Here is a 17,845-nt window from a genome sequence, read left to right on the forward strand (position 1 = left end):
ATCCGAATGCTTCGCCCTTACTGTGGTCTTCGGTTTTTACCTAAGGCTATCATCCGAATGCTTCGCCCTTACTGTGGTCTTAGGTTTTACCTAAGGCTATCATCCGAATGCTTCGCCTGTGGTCTAAAGACATAGCGCAGGGTTGTTCCTGGTTCGGTTAAATAGAGTGTAGTCATAGGAAACAGGAAATTAAGAAAGTAGGGGTTTAGCACTGCTAAACCCTTACAACACTTTGGAGGTATAAACGAAGTATTAATGTTTCCTCCTGTATCAGTAATCATTTTGCCTTGAGGTTAGAAGACCCCTTTTCTATCGGGGTGAAATAATACACCTATTGAATTGACAATTGATAATTGACAATTGATAATTGACAAGTTATGAAAGAAAACATTATTAAGGAGAAAAGCTTTGATTTTGCAGTCCGTGTTGTCAACTTATATCAATATTTAAATAACGAAAAAAAAGAATTTGTTTTATCAAATCAATTACTGCGTTCTGGTACTGTAATTGGAGCATTAGTCAGAGAAGCAGAACAGGCAGAAAGTAAAGCAGATTTCATTCATAAATTAGCAATTGCCCTTAAAGAAGCAAATGAATCAGATTATTGGATAGAACTAATGTATAAAACAGATTACCTCACAGAAAAACAATACAAAAGCATCAAAAATGATATCACGGAGTTAATCAAACTTTTAACTTCAATCATAAAAACCAGCAAGAAAATTGTTAATTGTTAATTTTCCATTGTCAATTGTCAATTGTCAATTGTTCATATTTACAAATACAGGAACGGAGAAAAGCTGATGACTGAACCTGCTTTACGCTTGCTATTAAGTGAAACCCTGATGGTAGAGGCTTTACATTATCAGGTTTTATTGATTGAATTAACTAGGAGCGATCGCATTATCGAACCCCAAGACTTAACAGGTTTAGAACTTCCAGCAGGAATTGATACAACCGGTGGTGTGGTAATTTCGGGACGCGCACCCATTTGGTTATATGCTTATCTGATCCATGAATTACATCCTACCGCTTGGGTTGCTTGTTATGATCCCCGCATCGGTGCGATAATCGTAGCTACTCACACTCGCTTAGTACAAATTGGACAAGTATTCAAAATCATTCCCCCCAACGGTAGAACCCAGGAAGGAGATACTACACCAGAACAACAATGGTCTAATTACTTTCGTCAACTGGGAGAATTGAGAGCAAATAATAGCGCAAATTCTCCCTTGACAAAACCAGAAAAATTGTGTCCAGCGTTGATGGTAGTTGGTCCCCCCGACAGTGGTAAAAGTGTATTTTCCCATGGGTTATTTCAAGCATTGCTCAAAGAAAATCCTGATATTTATTTACAACGCGCACATTGGGACGGTGAAGGAAATTATGTGTTAGAAATGGGTGCAGAAGCTACCGATGAAGAAATCGAAGCCTTTAAAGCACGTAATCGCGGATCTTTAACAGAGAGGTTTTTTCCCTACCAAGCGCAAGCTATTCTTCAGTTACGCAGACAAAAATCTTTAGTAATAGTAGATGTGGGTGGGATGGTGCAACCAGAAAAATTACCACTGTTGGAAGTTTGTACACATTATTTAATAATTAGTTCTCGACTAGAAGCAGTGGAAGGATGGCATAATTTTTGTGGTATTCGTGCTAATTTAATACCAGTTGGTGTCATTTTCAGCACTCTCACAGAAACGGAGATAGTTCATCAATTAGAACCTTATGTAGAAATGACTTGTGGTGCTTGGGTTAGAGGTAAAGCGCGTCCTGTTCCTGATATTTTACTGGAACGGGTACAAGATATGATCAATTGATAATTGATAATTGATAATTGATAATGGTTTCATTCAAGGCTTCCGCCGTGAGCGTCAGCCGAACGGTTTGAATCTTTTGCTTTCTAGGAGAAAAAAAGAAAAAATTTCCTATTTCCCCATCCTCTCACGAATGAGAGACAGGTAATTGTCAATTACCATTAGACATCTCCAAAATAGAATGTATTAATTTGTCATAAGTTGTAGGGGCGAAGCATTCGAGCGATTAATGATCGGTATTCACCAAAGGATATTTTCCGAATGCTTCGCCCTTACAAGGCGATAATTTAACGGAAAAATCAGACATCTAGATATCCCATAAGCTTCGACCTGTCTCCATAAATAAGTTCCATAATTTCTTTTCTGGAGATGTCTATTGTTGAAGAAGTGCCAAGAAGGAATAAAATAGTAGTCAAGCAAGGGAAAAATGGTGATGAAAGGTAAAAGTTCGGTAGCAATAGGAATTAGTTGGTGTTTAGCTTGGGGTAATGGAAGAAAACCGCAATTTGATATTTCTGTTTTGCGGGAAATGTGCGAAGCTTTGAGAACTGGGGGAGAAGTTCCAGTAGAGGTAAGAACTATTGTTCAACAAGTGGAAGATTTGCAAAAAATTAAGGAAGATTATTTTCCTGAGACTGTGGAACAGCTAAAAAATGATTATTCTGATTTATGGAATCAAACAACTAATATCGGTTTAGTTTATGGGGGTGTGACTAAGGTTAAGCAGTATGTATTTGAATCAGCTAAAATTCAAGAAGTGCGTGGTGCTTCAGCTTTGTTAGATAGAATCAATTTAATTGATTTACCTGCATTTTTTGGTTGTGAGAAACATCAAGATCATCAACAATGTCAACAAGCAAAAGATTACTGTGAAGAAGTTAGGAAAAATTGGTTAGATCAACAAGAGAATTTTCCTGAACTGTCCCCAGCATTAATTCCAGAGTTAGTTATTTACTCCACAGGTGGTAATATCTTAGCCTTTTGTCCTGCTGCTTTTGTAGATGATTTAGCCAATGCTATTGAAAAGCGTTACACTCATGAAACTTTAACAGCTAATTCCTGTGCTGTTGGTGCAAAATTCAAGCCTTTAGAAATTAGATTTGGACTATTGCCAAATATCATTAATAGTGATACATTCTGGATAGAGAAGTATCAGCAGAACCAAAATCATCCATTGGTATCAGCATATTTTCAGCAGGATAAACAACCTTTACTAAAAAATTTCAAAGAACGGAAAACATTTAATGAACTAGCAGGTAAGTTAGCATCATTATTTAATCAGCGTCGCAATGGAAATCAATTACCAGGAAGTAATAGACCTTTGCGTTGTTATCCAGCGATATTTGAAACCCATCCTTATTTAAAAAGAGATGAAGGCGATCGCCGTTGTGCTATAACTCAAGCTAAGACTGATCCTGAAGATTCTACAATAGGACTTCCAGGAGATCCTTGGTTCTCAGAAGCATCAGCACGGAAAAGACTGGTAGGACAAATAGCTAAAAGAGATAATAGTTCACAAAAATGGTATGAAAAAACAGGTTTAACTTGGCAACCTGGAGAAGATGCGATAGAAAGTTGGGTGAATAAATTTGAGCAATTTTTACATGACACCCCACATAAATATTATGGTAAAATACGTTCAGAAAATTTGCATCCTAGTCGAGTAAAAGAAGCTCTTTCTGTCAGAGAAATTGGAGATGCTAGTATTACTAAAGGATTTGTCGCCTATATTTATGCTGATGGTAACAACATGGGTGGATATATTCAGAAAGAAATTAAAAATCCAGAAGCTTACCAAAAGTTTAGTAGAGATATTTTTGATGCTACAGAGAAATCTGTTTATGCAGCTTTAACAAAGCATCTTGAACCACACAAATTAAATCCCAGCTTGCAAGCTGAAAGGAAAAGTGAAAAAGAAATTTGGATTCATCCTTTTGAAATTTTAACTATTGGTGGGGATGATGTCATGTTAATTGTTCCCGCAGATAAAGCTTTAGAAATTGCTAAAACTATTGGAGAAGAATTTGAAAGAATTTTATTAAATAAAGGAGAAACCTATAAAACCGATCAAACTTATATTGCTGAAATAGTACATCGTTATCACTGTCAGGAACAAATTCCAACAGATCAACAATGTAAATTGAGTATGTCCACAGGAGTATTAATAACTGCTGAAGACACACCTATTTACTATGCAGAAAAACTGACCAATCAGTTACTTAAATCTGCTAAAAAACGAGCAAAAGAATTGAAAAAATGCCATTATTCCGGTGGTACAGTTGACTTTTTAGTTATGAAATCTGTCACTATGATTTCTTCTAACATTAGTGAATTTCGTACTAATGGTTTAACTAAATCTGGACAAGGACAGCAAAAACTAAAATTATATGCTGCACCTTATACATTACATGAATTAGGTGGATTATTGAAAACCGCACAAACTTTAATAGATGTAGAATTTCCTAAATCGCAACTTTACCAAATTCGCAGTTTATTAGAACGAGGTAAACAGACCGCTATTTTAAATTATCGTTATTTTCGCGTCAGGTTAAATAATAAAGAAGCTCAAAAATCATTAGAAGATGAATTTGAAAAAAAATGGTGTTTACCCAAGGATAAAAATAATAATGGTAATCTTGCACCTTGGATGTCTTTAAAAGACATAGAAGAATGTGAAGATAAAAATAAACAATCATCAGAGAAACAAGACACAAAAGATGATAAAGTTACTTATGAAACTATCTGGAGAGAATTAGTAGATTTATATCCTTTTTTTGCCAAAAAATCAAAAAAATCCAATGTTCAAGAATCTAAACAACAGGTATTATAACCATGATATCTTTGCGGAATTTACCCCAAAATCAAATTACAACAATCTCACTAACAGCAGTTATTGACACTGCATTATGTATAGGTGCAGGTGGTTCTGACGGTTCACTTGCAGATAAACCAATAGTTCGCAATGCAGACGGAAAATTGTTAATTCCTGCTTCCCAATTAAAAGGAAGATTGCGCCATGAATGTGAGAAAATAGCAACAGCATTAGGATGGCAAATTTTTCCAGCACCAAAAGCAGAAATACTTTGTCCTAACCCAGAACAAGTAAATGAGGAATTTCAACAAGAATATCAAATAGAGAATTATAAAGGATATCATTGTTTTGTCGCTAAAATATTTGGTAATCCCATTCTTCCATCTCGGATCATTGTTAATGATTTAATTTGTGATATTCCCAAAGAATATTTACCAGAAGTGATTCGTCCTGGTGTTACTATTAACCGTCGTCGTCGAACTTCTGAAGAGAAAAAATTGTATTTTTTGGAAACTTCTCCACCCAATAGTAAATTAGAATTTACAGGAGAAATTCAGTTATTACCAGATTGTCCCAAATATGCTAAACCTTTAATATTATCAGCTTTACGCCATATTCATGCTTTAGGTGGAAGTAAATCAGCAGGGTTAGGTTGGTTAACTTGGAAAGAATTAGAAACTGTAACAGCAGATGATGAAAGTTGGAAATTATTAATACCGAATAAAACAATATGAAACGAATTAAATTAACAATTACAGCTTTATCACCATTAGCTATTGCTGGGAAAAAACCTGGTTCTGTCAGTGAAGTAGAAGATCACATACCTGGTTCTGTAATTCGTGGGGCGATCGCATCTCAAATTCTGGAAATATCCAAGCAACAAACACCAAATATAGCATCACAAAATTTAACAGAAAATGGTGGAGATTTTGCTACAATATTTTTAGGTGATGAACCTGCAATTTTTCAAAATGCTTATCCAGCAGTCGCTAAAAAATCAGAATTAATTTCTCAGGTTGTAACTGACGAAATAATGGTTTTACCTGCAACTGCGGTTAGTTCCAAAACAAAACCAGGATTTAAAATCAAAGGTAATGGAGTTTTTGATACTCTAATTGATCGTTTTTGTGCAGAAGCTTATGATTATCCCTATGATCCTAGCTGTCCTCAAGACTTAGGAAGAGTAGAACCCTTTGGAGGTTTTTATAGTAAATCAAAAGATGATAAATATCATAGTCATTCAGTTAGCACTCGGTTTTTAACAAGAGTGGGAATTAATCGTCAAAGAGCGACATCTCAAGATGATATACTTTATAGTATTGAGGTTTTAAATGAGTCATTTTCTGAAACTCCTCAAAAACAAAATTGGCAACCTGTTGTTTATCAAAGTTCAATTTTAGTTTATAATGAGGATTTAGGTAAATCTCTGACTGATTTTATTAATCAAAATTCTGGTATATTTCGTTTAGGTAGTTCTACATCAAGGGGTTTAGGAAAAGTTAAATTTAAAGCTGAACTAAGCGAAGCATTAACAGATGTTGAAGATAGAATCAATAATTTCAATAACAAACTAGAAGAACGATGGCGATTTTGGTTTATATTTGGTCAACCAGAAAATGATTTATTAAATAATCGAACCTATTTTACAATAGACCTTCAATCTGATGCTATCTTCACCGAAAATTGGCAACATACAACAGTGATATCATCCAGAATGTTGTGTGAATTTGCAAATGTAACAGAAGAGGATAATTTACCAAAATTAGAAGTAGCATATACTACCTATGATTATCGTTCAGGTTGGAATGCTGCTTGGGGTTTAATGAAAGATATCGAATTAGTAACAAATAGGGGGGGTGTGTATTTATTCAGTGTAGATAAAGAAAAGGAAAAAATATGGATTGATAAATTGCAAGAATTAGAAATAAAAGGAGTTGGAGAAAGAACTTCTGAAGGTTTTGGACAAGTGCAAATTTGCAATGAGTTTCATAATGTATTAAGAGAAGAGGCTGTATAAATTATGTCGAAGATTTCTGTTATTGAATTAGAAGAACAAATCACTTTAAGAATTAACCAGGAATTGAGTAAACAATTAGATGACGTAATTGTAAAAATGCAACAAATAGCTAATGACTTTGATATTAAACAAGTTAAAGAACGTTCACCTTTAAAAAATGTTCTAACTACAGCTACAGATTCAACTACTTCTATAGAAGTGATTAAAAACTATATTCGTTATCAAGTAGGACGCAAAGATGCTAGTAAAATTTGGAAATTAGAAAGAATAGAAAATGGTAAAAAAGAAATATTCGCAAATGCAGTGATTAAACAAATTGAAGGTTTAAGTAGTAATATTTCAAATATTTTTGAGGATATTACATATAGTATAGATAAAGAATTAAAGCCATTTTTAGGAGACAATAATCAAGACTGCATCAATCCCAGACTTGGTGATAAACAACTAGAAAAACTGGAATCCCTTAAAGAATATCTGCATAAAAATGAAGCTACTATCAGCAAACATCTTCATTTACAATTAACGCAACTTTATCTTGGTTATCTCAGTCGGGAGCATACAGCTTTAATAGCTTAATTAATTCATGGTAATTTAATTATAAGGAGACAATTTAATCATGCCAAAAATTCTTTTCATTACCGTCGGTGGTTCTCATCAACCTATCATCACCGCTATTCGTGAATTGCAACCAGATCGAGTGGTTTTTCTTTGTTCTGATGGTCCCAAAGGTAGTAAATCGCAAGTAATAGGAAGCGGAACACCTTGTGAAGTAAGACGCGGAACAGAAGTAATTGAAAAGTTGCCCAATATTCCTACACAAATAGGACTAGGTGATAAATTTCAACCAGATAGAGATGTAATCTTGATTGAAGAACCAGATGATTTATCAGAATGCTATCTGAAAGCATCATTATGTATTCAGAAGATTCAGGAAACTGTTGCAGATGCTCAAATGATGGCTGATTATACAGGTGGTACTAAATCCATGTCTGTAGGTTTAGCAATGGCATCTGTGGATTATCAACTTACATTATATGTAACTACAGCCGTCCGCACAAATATTATTAAAGTTGAACGAGGAGAATTAACAGGACAAGCAACAGTAGCACCTGTAGTTGTACAACGGACTCTAGAACAATTTTTACCTATTTTCCTACAACAGTACAACTATCCAGCAGCGATCGCACAACTAAAACGTCTTTTATCATCAATGGCATTACCATCTGATATTAAACGACAAATCCAAACTTTATATGCTTGTTGTTCAGGTTTAGATGCTTGGGATAGATTTGAACATAGAGATGCTTTAGAGTTATTAGAACCTCAAATGAAAAATCCAGTTATTAGGAATCTAGTTCTATTTCTCAAACGAGTAATTAATAGTAGAGGACAAATAGATGAAAAATTTGATTCTAGTAATGGTACAGAAGGAAATGGTTATGAAATAGTTCAAGATTTAATATTAAATGCAGAAAGACGCGCTGAACAACAACGTTATGATGATGCAGTAGGAAGACTTTATAGAGCTTTGGAATTATTAGCTCAAATTCGGTTGTTGAAAACCTATGGTATGAAAACAGGTGATATTGATACTGCGAAATTACCAGAAAATTTACGGGATAAATATGAGAAAAAACGTTCTAATGTCAAGGTAAAAATCCAAATAGCTTTAAGAAGTAGCTATGATCTTTTAAGTGAACTTCCTGATGATCCTATAGGTAAAATATACCTAGAAAATGCTAATAAAATCATCAATGCTTTAGAAGTTAGAAATAACTCATTATTTGCTCATGGATTTAAGCCAATTACTAGCACTGACTATGAAAATGTCAGCGAAGTATTTGTTAACTTCATTAAATCTGCCATCAGTTCTGTAGTCAGCAATAAACCACAAATACAACCTCCTCAATTTCCAACTGACCTAGAAATTTAATCCCTTGATTAAGTCTATAATGTTCACAGAATAAATTTATTTAGTCCTACTGTATAGTTTCTAAAACTATGACCTCCACTCCCGTCTCCAACTCAATCTCCTTAACAGACTTCCTCAAACTACCAGAAACAAAACCAGCGAGTGAATATATTGATGGTAACATCTACCAAAAACCAATGCCTAAAGGTAAACACAGCGCCATACAAACATTTTTAGCACCTGCTATTAATCAAATTAGCATACCTAAAAAAATAGCTCGTGCATTTACAGAACTGCGTTGCACCTTTGCAAGTCGTTCTCTTGTTCCAGATATCAGTATTTTTAAGTGGGAATTAATTCCCCTTGATAATAATGGAGAAATTCAAAATGAATTTACAATTCCTCCTAATTGGACAATTGAAATTTTATCACCAGAACAAAGTTCAACCCGTGTAATTAACAATATTTTATTTTGCTTAAAACATGGTACTGAATTAGGTTGGCTTATTGACCCTCAAGAAGGCTTAATCATGACTTTTTTACCCCATCAACTACCAGAAGTTAAGCAAAATCAAGACTTTTTACCTGTTTTAAATTCTTTAACAGCATGGGAAATATCTGTTGAGGACATATTTAGTTGTCTCCGTCTCAATTAATTAACTATAAGTGGTATAATTATTATGTTCGACACATTCAAAAACCGCCTAGAAATCACCGGAAAACTCACAACAATCACCGCATTACGCATAAGTGCGGGACGTTCCACCGAACCCATCGGCACAGATTTACCCGTCATCAAAGACGCACTAGGACAACCATTAATACCTGGTTCTAGCTTTAAAGGTGCTTTAAGATCCCGTCTTGAAAGTTTCCTCAGAGGAATTGATGATAAATTTGCAGCTAATCCTACAATTGAAGCAGAATCATCTATTCCATCTAAAACAATAAAAGACAAAAATGGAAACATTATTAAGAAAGGTTTGGATACTATCAAAGAAGAAATTGAAAATGAACTGAAAGATGATGAACAAAAAAATCTTAATTCTGATCAGCGACTTACAGAAGAAATTATCAATACAACAGATTTAATCTCTCGCCTCTTTGGTTCACCTTGGATAGCAAGTAAATTTCAAATCAGAGATTTAAACGTAGTACCTAACACCTGGTTTGGACAATATCAAGAAAGAGACGGAGTAGCAATTGATAGAGACACAGAAACCGCAGCAGATGGTAAACTCTACGATTTTCAAGTAGTACCAGCAAGTACAGAATTTCAATTTCATGCCATAGTTGAAAATGCAGAACCTTGGGAATTAGGATTATTAATGATTGGGTTACACCAATTTGAAACCGAACAAATTCCCCTTGGTGGTGGACGTTCTCGCGGTTTAGGAGTTGTTAAACTAAATATAGAAAAAATGCGCTGGGTTGATGTTGAAGACGATCCAAAATTTATGTTGCAATATCTTCAAAAATTAGTTATGGGAGATGAAACCGCTTATGAAGATGCAGCAGATTATAGAGATGAATGGGTACATCAATTAATTGATCATTTAAACAAGCAAATATCTCAAAAAGATGCAACCCAAACAACAGCTTAAATCTTCCGTAGATTGCGTTACAGATAAACGCATCAAAATTAATCTTGCAAACTTCCCCATCTCACCCAAATGGAGTTAACATAAAAATAAACATCATCATTATTAATCAAAATGGCACAACTAACAATACAAGTACCAGATGAATTAGCTAACCGATTACAACCAATATTACATCGTCTTCCAGAACTACTTTCACAACTGATAGAATCCCATACACCAGAACCATTAACCTTAGCCAATTCCAGTGATCTACCAACAACTTATACTGAGGTCTTAGACTTTTTAATTCAACAACCAACCCCAGAACAAATAGCCAAATTTAAAGTTTCAAATCAAGCACAAAACAGATTGGAAACTTTATTAGAAAAAAGCCGTATGGGGACAATTTCTGAATTAGAAAATAGCGAATTAGAAGTTTATGAACAATTAGATCAATTAATGATTTTAAGTAAAGCTAGAGCTTACAGTATGATGAAAAATGACCAATAATTTAATTTCTGCTAATCGTTTACAAATTTGGACAGAACACTTTACTATAAAAAATGGAGAAATCATTGGTATTACTTCTATTGGTGAAGCTACATCACGTTTACTGATGTTTAATACTGCCAGCAGAGTGCGATCGCGTCAATTATTAATTACACAAAAACTATATTATCTTTAATAAGAGGTCAAAAAATGGCTTTCAGTAATTACAAAACCATCGGTGAAGTCCTCAAATCTTTTCAATTTACCTATACCGAAGCCAATTTTATCAGCGAAATTGCCTTTAATATTTCTAACTACTTCCGCGAAGATTTAGAATTAATGATGCGGGATGCAGTTGTTGATAATTCAGAATTTGCTATTTGTGAAAATCTTATTTATCCCGTTCTCAAAGAAGTTTGGAAAATCTACCGGCAACATTTTATTTTATGGAGTCATCAATCGTTAAACTATGATGAAAAACTATCAGGATTTCCTGAATATATTTTAGCTAAACGTTCCCCTTTAGGTAAAGTTGTCTTTGACAAACCCTATTTCATTTTAGTAGAAGCTAAACAAGATAACTTTGAAGCAGGATGGGCGCAATGTTTAGCAGAAATGATTGCTGCTCAAAGATTAAATGGAGAATACCAAATTATTATTTTTGGTATTGTTTCTAATGGAATAACATGGCAAATTGGTAAATTAGAAAATGAGGTTTTTACTAGAAATAGCACTTATTACACAATTCAAGAACTAGATAAATTATTTGCTGCTGTTAATTTCGTATTTCAACAATCTGAATTACAGTTAAATAATTTAGTTTTATCTGCTGCTTAAATTTACCTGAATCAATTAACATTATGCACAAAAAATTCGTAAATCATTGCACCATAGATTTAACCATCATTCCTGATGGTCCAATTCTGATAAAATCTGGAAAAGAAGGTGCAGATCCCACAAAACCAGACATGGAATTTGTGGAAACCTATCACGCTGGAGGACGTACTATATACTTACCCGGAAGCAGTTTAAAAGGTGCAATTCGCGCCCATGCTGAACGTATTGTCAGAACAGTAGGAGGTGATAATAATACCCAAAAACTTTGGGCCAGTGACCCAATGAAAGGTGATTATTTACCTAAAAACTTATCAAGTCATGAAATCTATAAACAATCATCATTTACTGATCAAATGTTTGGTAATACTTCTATTGCAAGTAGACTCAGAATAGAAGATGCTTATCCAGAAAAATCAAAACCAGTAAGAACCGAAGAAAGAAACGGTGTAGCAATAGATAGACTATTTGGTTCTGTAGCTGTCGGTCCATTTAATTATCAAGTCTGCACTGCGGGAGAATTTAAAACCAAATTACATTTAAAAAACTTCACCCTGGCACAGTTAGGTTTAATTGGTTTAGTATTGCGTGATTTAAACGATGGTTGGTTTGGTTTAGGTTTTGCTAAATCTCGTGGTTTAGGAACTGTAAAAATCCAACTAAATAAAGCCGTTGTTCAATATCCTGGTTGTGAATTAAAAAACGGAAATATTCATATTTTTGGTGGGAAGAAAGAACCTTGTGCTGTAAATTCTATATTAGGGGTAGGAGAATTTTTAGAGACTAAAGAAGCCGAAAAATACAATTTTCGCCATGCAGATAAACAGTATGCTGAATCTGCTATTACTGAATCTATGGATTTTGATTTTGGTGTCAAATTAACATGGAAAGGTGATGATAAAAATGGTGTACACGATTTATTGGCTCAAGCTGTGAAATCTTGGAAAAAGGAAATATAATAATCATGACAGCTTTTGTTGGTTACAAAGAAAATCCCTTATCTGATACTGAATTAGTGAATTTAATCAATAGCCTAGCAACAGAAAATACCTATTATTTTCTGCGTTGGACTAATGAAGTCAGCGGAATTAGAGAACAAATGATTGATAAATTTCCTATGTTAGAAGGACAAATGTTTAATGATCAATTTGAACTAAGATGGAAATACAAAAAAGATAATACTTATGAAGTTTTACTTTTAAGTATGAATGGTGCAAATTCAGAATTTAAACCATTAGAAAAAGAATGGCAAATAGAAGAAAGAAATGCGTATTTTTATCCATCTACAGAAACCCGCTTTCCTAAAGGTTTTAATTATCCCAAACATCTAGAAATAAAACAACGATATTTTCTAGATCAAACAACTGCAACAGTTCATTTTGTAGCACTCACAGTTGAGAAATAATTATGACTTACCAACCACCGAAAAAACCAATTCCTAAAAGTGCATCTCAGTCAGAAAATGCCAAACCTTATAATTTTGTATCATTTCCCAAAGACAGACCTAACTTACAGCGTCCCTATGGACATCATAAATATGATCAAAATCGTTTGCATGGTACACTTTACCTGACTTTAAAAGTGCAAACACCCCTTCATGTTTCCACAGGTGCAGTAGTTTTAGGTAGCGATATTGGGACAAAAATTTCCCTAATTAAAACAATGGTGCAAGGAGTTGATAATAAATTATCAATTCAAGGAAGTTCTTTAAAAGGTTGCATTCGTTCTGTATATGAAGCAATTACTAATAGCACCTTACCCGTAATTACATCTAGATATAAAGATAAAATTCCTCCAGAACGTTTATCTTGTAAAAATAAAGAAAAACTTTGTCCAGCTAGTCGGGTATTTGGTGCATTAGATTGGCAAGGTTTGATAGAATTTAATGATGCTAATTGTGAAATAGTCAATTTCTCCACAGGATTTATGCCTTCTTTATATCGTCCTCGTCCAGACCAAAGTAAGGCATACTTTATTAATGGTAAAGTAGCTGGAAGAAAGTTTTATTTTAATACGTCTAAAGCGATTGACAAAGGACAAAAAGAAGGAATTTCCGTACAACAAGCAGGAAGAGAATATACATTTAAAACAGAAATACAATTTAAAAATTTACTTTCTGAAGAGTTAGGAACATTATTAATTGTTTTAGGACAAGACAAGAAATATCCCATTGCTTTAAAAGTAGGAGGTGGTAAACCTATTGGAATGGGAACAATGACAGTAAATGTAGATAAAATCAATCAACCGCAAAACTTGAAACAGCGTTATTCAGCTTATGAAATAAGTGAAGATGACGAATTAACTGGAGTCAAATTAGTGCAATTTATCCAGAAATATATTCAAATTGCACATACACGCTTGATTCAAAAACAGCAACTAGAAGAACTTGCGGCTATTTTACGTTATCCCAGTGATAGATTGCCACCAGAAGGAATGTATTAATTATGAGTTTAACAGATGGACAATGGGAAATTGCTCATGCGATCGCACAAACTTTAGTCCAAGAAGATACAGATGTCAATGAAGTAGGTAAAATTCTTGCATATCTGCGGACAATCATTGATAAATCTGATGCTACATCCCGATTTTTAACATACCTCAAAACCTTGGTTAAAGATGGTAAACAAATCGGACACAGTGGTAAAACCTTGGGATATTATCGCAATATAGAAATTACCTGTAGTCAGTATTTCAAAAATAACAGTGATGCTCATACCATCCTGCAAATTTTAGGTTGGGTATCTCGCTTAATGCGATATTACAAAGATGCAGGTGTTCCTGTGGGGGAAATTATCACACCTGGAGCATCAGTTGTAGAGTCAGCACGTCAAGCGGAAATAGCCAAAGTTACCGAATCTCAAGAGTTTAAAGAAGGTGATGTAATAGAAGCGAAAGTTACTAAAATCAGTGGTAATAAGGTTAGTTATGAAATATTGGGAGTCATTAAGTTGACTGAGAAAGAACCGAAAAAAGCAGCTTTACTTCAGGAAGGACAAACTGTGAAGGTGAAAATTGCTGCTCTGAAAGAGGATGGGAGTATTAAAAGTATCAAGTGTGTTGATTAGATTGACAAGCTAGGTTAAGAGATATTTCTATCTTCTTAGCTTGCTCTTGCTAAAAAATAATTAGGAAGGCGAAAGTCTTTGTTTTATAGACCTGTTTTCGCCTTCCTGTTATTATAAAAGATAACAATTAAGAAAAAAACGTTATGAGTGAGTTAGTTAACAAGAAAATATATCTAGTGACCGGTGTACGTATAGCAATTGATAGTCAAGGTGGAATCTTGATAGCGGGAATACTTTCAGATACTCCTTTCACCGATGATCAAGATTCAGAAACGCTGTCAGAAAATCCAATAGCAAATTTTGCATTTACTCGACAACAAGCCACTTTTTTAAGAGAGCGTCTTAATGAATTTTTAAGGGAAGAATAATGACTTTTAGTATGAACACAATGACAAATAAGGGTTTAGTACCAATTTCCCAGCATACAACTTGGAAAAAATTTAGCTCATTTGACTTACACTTAATTAACACTGACAAATTTGGCAGTTCTAATGTTATTCCTGAAATCAAAGAACTGACAAATAAGTTATCTGCATTTCCTAGTGTAAAAAGAGTCAGGGCTATAGCTAAAAATTTTCCAGACCTTCATGAGATTAATTTTGACATAGAGTTAGAAAAAGATACAGAATTATCTTATGAAAATTGGGAAAAGCTGGAAGATATAGTGATTGAATATGAATGGAAACTTAGGGATAAATCTGGCGAAAAGTGGTATTTTCATACTCAAATACTGGAAGAACTGCCTTTACTTAAAGATTCTACACCAGTTATTTGTACGTCAGATCACAAACAAGGTACAAAAATTGATAGGCCAAGTTCGCTAATGTCTATCTATCAAATTAGTTGAGTGTTAAATTATCTCTACCCAAGCTCCGAAAATGACTTGTGACATCTACCTTGAGCAAGCTAAAAGCAATGAAAAAGCCGCACGTAGCATAGAAGCTGATTATCCAGATTGGGCTGTAACAATGTGCTTTTATGCTGCATTACATTGGGTAGAGTATTATGCTTGTGTTAGTGGCTTTGATATACACGCGGAATACAAAGCAGATGATAAAGAATCTCTTCATACATCACGCAGGAAATATGTTGATGATATTTCTCAAGAACTAGGTAATCCAAATTTACGCAAAGCCTATGCTTATTTAGAACAAGAAAGTAGAAAAGCTAGGTATTTACAGAATTTAAGCACTAATGCCAAAGTATATTATACTAAAAATAGATTCACAGTGACAGATTCTTTTCAAAAGCTACAGCAAATTAAACAACTACTAAGTAGTTAAAATTTGAATCCTCGGAAGGGGACGGAAACAAACATCCGTGAGATGCTGACTAACACTCAAGTAATCTAGTCAGACTAACTCCCAAAAGGAGACGGATAAACCAATCCGTGAGATGCTGGATGAGATAATTAGATTAATTTTTATCCCATCTCTCTTCCCCGCAAGGGGATTAAATCTCAACCACAAAAACAGTATAGTAATTAACTAAAAAATTCTATTTAAACTCTTAACATTAATCAGAGTTGAGCCAATACTGCTTGATGAAGTTTTCAGAGGATATCACCATCAGAATCAGAATTAATTGATATCCCTTATTACCCCCATATCAATCTTTATCTCACTCGAAAAAAGGTGAAAGTATCATGACAACCTGCAACGGAGTTAACGCTGCAAACAACTCCGAAAAAAAACAAGAAAAAACCATTGAACAAGCAATACTAGACGCTATTGCCGAAGCCAGAGAAGTTTGTGATCAAAATGGTATTAATTCCCCTAACTGTGCAGTAGCTTGGGATATCGTCGAAGAATTGCAAGCCGAAAAAGCCCATCAACAACAAGCAAAACATCGTCAAACATCCCTAGAAAGCTACTGTGAAATGTATCCAGATGCCCTAGAGTGTTTAATTTACGATTTGTAAAAATTGGTGATTGATGATTGGTGACTGGTGACTGGGTACAATAAATATTTCTCGTTATTTCTCGTTCCCATACTCTGTATGGGAATGAATTATTAAAGGCTCTGCCTTGAGTAAAATTAGAGTCAGAGACTCTATCATAGCATTCCTAGAACGTCTTGTAGGGGCGAAGCATTCGGACAGAATATCAATGGTTTCAGCGATAGGTTATCACCCGAATGCTTCGCCCTTACGATTAATGAATCGGTGTTCTAGTCAGAGACTAGGAACGAGTATCTCTACTGTCACCTGTCCCCAGTCCCCAGTCACCTAAAAAAAGCGATCGCACCCCCAAAACTCAGAAATGCGATCGCTTTTTCGTTGCATTTATTTGTGTAAATTTCTTAACCAAGCAAATGCAACTGAGTAAGAATTGTACTCACAAGATGATGAGTAATTGGTAAACTATCAACCACCATCCCCAAACACAGCAACATCATGTAAGAGATGGAATATAGAAACAACTCCCTAGCAACAGTTTTATCCTCTGGGTTTTGTAACAACCGCCAAGACTTATGGACAAATACCCCACCCAAAGTCAAAGCAATTACCACATACACAATACCACTAGCGTGTAAAGGATAAAATAGCAGCACAGTAGAAGTTACAGTAATTACCGTGTAAAACCAAATTTGCCTCACTGTGGCTTTATCACCTGCAACCACAGGTAACATCGGAATCCCTACTTTTGCGTAATCATCCCGAATCATCAACGCCAAAGCCCAGAAATGAGGCGGAGTCCATAAAAAGACAATGGCAAAAATTAACCAAGCTGCCCAACTTAAAGTATCTGTCACCGCAGCCCAACCAACCAAAGCTGGAATCGCACCCGCAGCACCACCAATCACAATATTTTGAGTGCTGTGGCGTTTTAGCCAATGGGTATAGACCAAGACATAAAAAACGATACCAGAAAATGCTAAAAGTGCAGCCAAGAGATTGGCGAAAACAGCCAAGAGAGTAAAAGAACCCACAGCCAGAGCGATCGCAAAAATCAACGCATCACGAGGCTGCACCCTACCAGAAGGCATAGGACGATGGCGCGTCCTTTCCATGTCATAATCTATATCGCGGTCATAGATACAATTAATTGTTTGGGCGCTGGCAGCAGCCAAAGTACCACCAAGCAGCGTTACTAACAATAGCCAAGGATTAACTTGCCCTTTAGCAGCAATCCACATACTACCAGCCGTTGTAATCAAAAGCAACGGAATAATCCGGGGCTTAGTTAGCTGATAATAACTTTGAATCACCTGAAAAAATGAATCATGGTGGCGACGAGAGACATTAGTCTCAATCATGTTAGCTCTCTCTCTTTGCTTAAATTTGTTAATAACTGAGGGGACTGGTGATTGGGGACTGGTG

22 protein-coding genes are annotated in these 17,845 nt (G+C 34.9%); 21 read left to right on the forward strand and 1 reads right to left on the reverse strand.

The features are described from left to right. Positions 1 to 377: 377 nt before the first annotated feature. The 21 genes from PN497_RS10860 (at position 378) to PN497_RS10960 (ending at position 16,754) form a co-directional block, all read left to right on the forward strand. Entirely contained in the window at positions 378 to 737 is a 360-nt protein-coding gene (locus PN497_RS10860) for a four helix bundle protein (RefSeq protein WP_096569742.1), read from the forward strand. A gap of 66 nt (positions 738 to 803) precedes the next feature. After that, complete coding sequence (crn3, locus tag PN497_RS10865) at positions 804 to 1,817, forward strand: CRISPR-associated ring nuclease Crn3/Csx3 (protein WP_096569740.1); 1,014 nt, start codon at positions 804 to 806, stop codon at positions 1,815 to 1,817. Between the two features lie 430 nt (positions 1,818 to 2,247). Continuing rightward, the gene (gene cas10, locus PN497_RS10870) at positions 2,248 to 4,644 is read left to right on the forward strand and encodes a type III-B CRISPR-associated protein Cas10/Cmr2 (RefSeq protein WP_096572737.1); all 2,397 of its coding nucleotides are present in this window, start codon (positions 2,248 to 2,250) and stop codon (positions 4,642 to 4,644) included. Between the two features lie 2 nt (positions 4,645 to 4,646). Further along, positions 4,647 to 5,360, forward strand: a complete 714-nt coding sequence (locus PN497_RS10875; RefSeq protein WP_096569738.1) for an RAMP superfamily CRISPR-associated protein — start codon at positions 4,647 to 4,649, stop codon at positions 5,358 to 5,360. After that, complete coding sequence (gene csx10, locus PN497_RS10880) at positions 5,357 to 6,643, forward strand: type III-D CRISPR-associated RAMP protein Csx10 (protein WP_096569736.1); 1,287 nt, start codon at positions 5,357 to 5,359, stop codon at positions 6,641 to 6,643. Before PN497_RS10875 ends, csx10 begins: the two co-directional genes overlap by 4 nt. 3 nt (positions 6,644 to 6,646) lie before the next feature. Continuing rightward, positions 6,647 to 7,219: a hypothetical protein gene (locus tag PN497_RS10885; RefSeq protein ID WP_096569734.1), complete on the forward strand. Its 573-nt coding sequence runs from the start codon at positions 6,647 to 6,649 to the stop codon at positions 7,217 to 7,219. 40 nt (positions 7,220 to 7,259) lie between these two features. Continuing rightward, positions 7,260 to 8,576: a TIGR02710 family CRISPR-associated CARF protein gene (locus PN497_RS10890; RefSeq protein WP_096569732.1), complete on the forward strand. Its 1,317-nt coding sequence runs from the start codon at positions 7,260 to 7,262 to the stop codon at positions 8,574 to 8,576. A 68-nt stretch (positions 8,577 to 8,644) separates the two neighbouring features. Next, entirely contained in the window at positions 8,645 to 9,211 is a 567-nt protein-coding gene (locus PN497_RS10895) for a Uma2 family endonuclease (protein ID WP_096569730.1), read from the forward strand. A 24-nt stretch (positions 9,212 to 9,235) separates the two neighbouring features. Further along, positions 9,236 to 10,156, forward strand: coding sequence for a type III CRISPR-associated RAMP protein Csx7 (gene csx7, locus PN497_RS10900; protein WP_096569728.1), 921 nt, complete (start codon positions 9,236 to 9,238; stop codon positions 10,154 to 10,156). 111 nt (positions 10,157 to 10,267) lie between these two features. Further along, the gene (locus PN497_RS10905; protein ID WP_096569726.1) at positions 10,268 to 10,645 is read left to right on the forward strand and encodes a hypothetical protein; all 378 of its coding nucleotides are present in this window, start codon (positions 10,268 to 10,270) and stop codon (positions 10,643 to 10,645) included. After that, positions 10,635 to 10,820 carry a hypothetical protein gene (locus tag PN497_RS10910; protein WP_096569724.1) on the forward strand — a complete coding sequence of 62 codons (186 nt, stop codon included), beginning with the start codon at positions 10,635 to 10,637 and terminating at the stop codon, positions 10,818 to 10,820. The genes PN497_RS10905 and PN497_RS10910 overlap by 11 nt, the downstream gene beginning before the upstream one ends. A gap of 14 nt (positions 10,821 to 10,834) precedes the next feature. Then, positions 10,835 to 11,461 (forward strand): hypothetical protein, encoded by a 627-nt coding sequence (locus PN497_RS10915; RefSeq protein WP_096569722.1) that lies wholly within the window; start codon positions 10,835 to 10,837, stop codon positions 11,459 to 11,461. Positions 11,462 to 11,484: 23 nt separating this feature from the next. Further along, positions 11,485 to 12,417 carry an RAMP superfamily CRISPR-associated protein gene (locus PN497_RS10920; protein WP_096569720.1) on the forward strand — a complete coding sequence of 311 codons (933 nt, stop codon included), beginning with the start codon at positions 11,485 to 11,487 and terminating at the stop codon, positions 12,415 to 12,417. Between the two features lie 5 nt (positions 12,418 to 12,422). Then, positions 12,423 to 12,863, forward strand: a complete 441-nt coding sequence (locus tag PN497_RS10925; protein WP_096569718.1) for a hypothetical protein — start codon at positions 12,423 to 12,425, stop codon at positions 12,861 to 12,863. Between the two features lie 2 nt (positions 12,864 to 12,865). Next, positions 12,866 to 13,900, forward strand: coding sequence for an RAMP superfamily CRISPR-associated protein (locus tag PN497_RS10930; protein ID WP_096569716.1), 1,035 nt, complete (start codon positions 12,866 to 12,868; stop codon positions 13,898 to 13,900). Between the two features lie 2 nt (positions 13,901 to 13,902). Next, complete coding sequence (locus tag PN497_RS10935; RefSeq protein ID WP_096569714.1) at positions 13,903 to 14,523, forward strand: hypothetical protein; 621 nt, start codon at positions 13,903 to 13,905, stop codon at positions 14,521 to 14,523. A 143-nt stretch (positions 14,524 to 14,666) separates the two neighbouring features. Continuing rightward, positions 14,667 to 14,891, forward strand: a complete 225-nt coding sequence (locus PN497_RS10940) for a hypothetical protein (RefSeq protein ID WP_096569712.1) — start codon at positions 14,667 to 14,669, stop codon at positions 14,889 to 14,891. Then, positions 14,891 to 15,370 carry a hypothetical protein gene (locus PN497_RS10945; RefSeq protein WP_096569710.1) on the forward strand — a complete coding sequence of 160 codons (480 nt, stop codon included), beginning with the start codon at positions 14,891 to 14,893 and terminating at the stop codon, positions 15,368 to 15,370. Before PN497_RS10940 ends, PN497_RS10945 begins: the two co-directional genes overlap by 1 nt. Before the next feature lie 31 nt (positions 15,371 to 15,401). Then, the gene (locus tag PN497_RS10950) at positions 15,402 to 15,806 is read left to right on the forward strand and encodes a hypothetical protein (RefSeq protein ID WP_096569708.1); all 405 of its coding nucleotides are present in this window, start codon (positions 15,402 to 15,404) and stop codon (positions 15,804 to 15,806) included. A 362-nt stretch (positions 15,807 to 16,168) separates the two neighbouring features. Next, positions 16,169 to 16,444 carry a Calvin cycle protein CP12 gene (locus PN497_RS10955; protein ID WP_096569706.1) on the forward strand — a complete coding sequence of 92 codons (276 nt, stop codon included), beginning with the start codon at positions 16,169 to 16,171 and terminating at the stop codon, positions 16,442 to 16,444. Between the two features lie 106 nt (positions 16,445 to 16,550). Then, on the forward strand, positions 16,551 to 16,754 hold the full coding sequence (locus tag PN497_RS10960; protein WP_272110120.1) for a hypothetical protein: 204 nt from the start codon (positions 16,551 to 16,553) through the stop codon (positions 16,752 to 16,754). Between the two features lie 70 nt (positions 16,755 to 16,824). Here the strand turns inward: PN497_RS10960 and PN497_RS10965 are convergent, their stop codons facing one another. Beyond that, positions 16,825 to 17,781: a heme o synthase gene (locus PN497_RS10965; RefSeq protein ID WP_096569704.1), complete on the reverse strand. Its 957-nt coding sequence runs from the start codon at positions 17,779 to 17,781 to the stop codon at positions 16,825 to 16,827. Positions 17,782 to 17,845 lie beyond the last annotated feature (64 nt).

The organism is Sphaerospermopsis kisseleviana CS-549 (assembly GCF_028329225.1).
In the GTDB taxonomy this organism is placed as follows: Bacteria; Cyanobacteriota; Cyanobacteriia; order Cyanobacteriales; family Nostocaceae; genus Sphaerospermopsis; species Sphaerospermopsis kisseleviana.